This window comes from Corallococcus llansteffanensis (assembly GCF_003612055.1).
Lineage (GTDB): Bacteria > Myxococcota > Myxococcia > Myxococcales > Myxococcaceae > Corallococcus > Corallococcus llansteffanensis.
The window spans coordinates 1-1,550 of the sequence record NZ_RAWB01001003.1 but is presented as its reverse complement, the minus strand read 5'-3'; the positions used below and the strand labels follow the sequence as shown (position 1 = coordinate 1,550).

General features: G+C 71.4%; 1 protein-coding gene and 1 pseudogene. One reads left to right on the top strand and one right to left on the bottom strand.

The features are described 5' to 3' along the window. Nucleotides 1–631, top strand: a pseudogene (locus D7V93_RS45655) (hypothetical protein); the annotation flags it as partial. On the opposite strand, the gene D7V93_RS42870 reads toward D7V93_RS45655, so the two are convergent. Beyond that, on the bottom strand, nucleotides 628–1,550 hold a 923-nt coding region (locus tag D7V93_RS42870), incomplete at its 5' end, for a cbb3-type cytochrome c oxidase subunit I (RefSeq protein ID WP_208723347.1). The pseudogene D7V93_RS45655 and the gene D7V93_RS42870 overlap by 4 nt on opposite strands.

The following is a 1,550-nucleotide window of genomic DNA, read 5'->3' as shown; positions in this document are numbered from 1 at the left end:
CTTCTTCGCCACCACCTTCGTCCTCACCGTGGCCACGTTCCTCGCGTCGCGGACCTACTGGAGCCAGTACAACGCGCACCTCGCCGCGTCGGAGGCCGTGCTCGCAGGCCTGGGTGCCTCTTCGCTCCACGCCTTCAGCCTGCGCTGGGGCCGCGTCGCGTCGCGCACCGCGACAGCGCTCCTCCTCGTCGCCGCGTCCCTGCCCGGCGCCTGGCACGTCGTCCAGGGCTCCCGGCAGCAGTTCCTGGACGTCGTGGCGCTCGCGAACCACGTGCGGTCTGACGTGCCTCGCGACGCGTGCCTCTTCGCGTTCGAGCCCGGCCAGGCGCTCGTGGCCGGACGGCTCCCCATGGGGGCCACGCCCGTGGTGGACACCTACGCCACGATGATCCAGGACGCCATGAGCACCGGGGACCGCTTCGACGACACGAACGAGGCCTTCGCCGCCCCGGAAGCGCAGCAAGCCCTTCGCGTCATGCTGGGCTCCTGCCGCTTCGTCATCCTCGGCTGGCAGGGCACGTGGCAGCTCACCCGGGAGAGCATGCCCTGGTTCAAGCAGCACTTCGTCCGCCGCTTCCCTCCCACGGACACCGGCGGCGTGGGCCTCTGGGAGCGCCGCGCCGACCGCTAGACCGCGACGTCCACCTTGGTCGCGGGCACCGCCGCCAGCACCTCTTCCGGCAGCGGCTCCGCCTGGCCGATCCAATCGCGACCCAGTTGCCGTTGTACTTCCGGTTGCGACAGCTCGTGCGGCCCTCGCAGCACCAGCGGCGAAGGCCCCGCGTCCATCCACTCCAGCGTGCCCACCTGCCACGGGTTGGGCTCCGACGCGCGCCCCCACCCGAGCGTGCGCACCAGGTTCACCACGAACAGCAGCTGCGCCGCGCCCAGCAGGAACGCGGCCGCGCTGGTCCACCGGTTGAGCGGGAGCAGGTGCTCGAGGAACGTGTACTGGTACGGGTCATAGAGCCGCCGCAGCTGCCCCGCGTACCCCGCCACCAGTTGTCCGCCGAACACGGCGATGAACAGCACCGCGCTCGACACGACGTGCGCCTTCGCCAGCCCCTCGTGCAGCGTGCGTCCGTACAGCCGGGGGAACCAGAAGTAGAGCCCCGCGAACACCGCGAGGAAGCTGGCCGCGCCCATCGTCAGGTGGAAGTGCCCCACCACCCACATCGTCCCGTGCAGCGGCACGTCCGTCGCCACCGCGCCCAGCGCGAGCCCCGTGATGCCACCCAGGCCGAAGACCACCATCGTCGCCAGCGCCGCGAGCATCGGCGACGTGAGCCGCACGCTGCCCCGCCACAGCGTCATCAGCCAGTTGAGGAACATCACCTCCGCGGGCAGGGAGATGAGCAGCGTCAGCACCATGAACGTGCGCCCCAGCACCGGCGCCATCCCGCTGGTGAACAGGTGGTGCGCGTACACCGCGCCGCTCAGCGCCGTCACCGCGCCCATCGCCCCCGCCGTCAGCCGGTAGCCGTGCGCGGGCTTGCGGCTGAAGAAGGCCACGAAGTCCCCCACCATCCCCCACGCGGGCAGGATGAGGA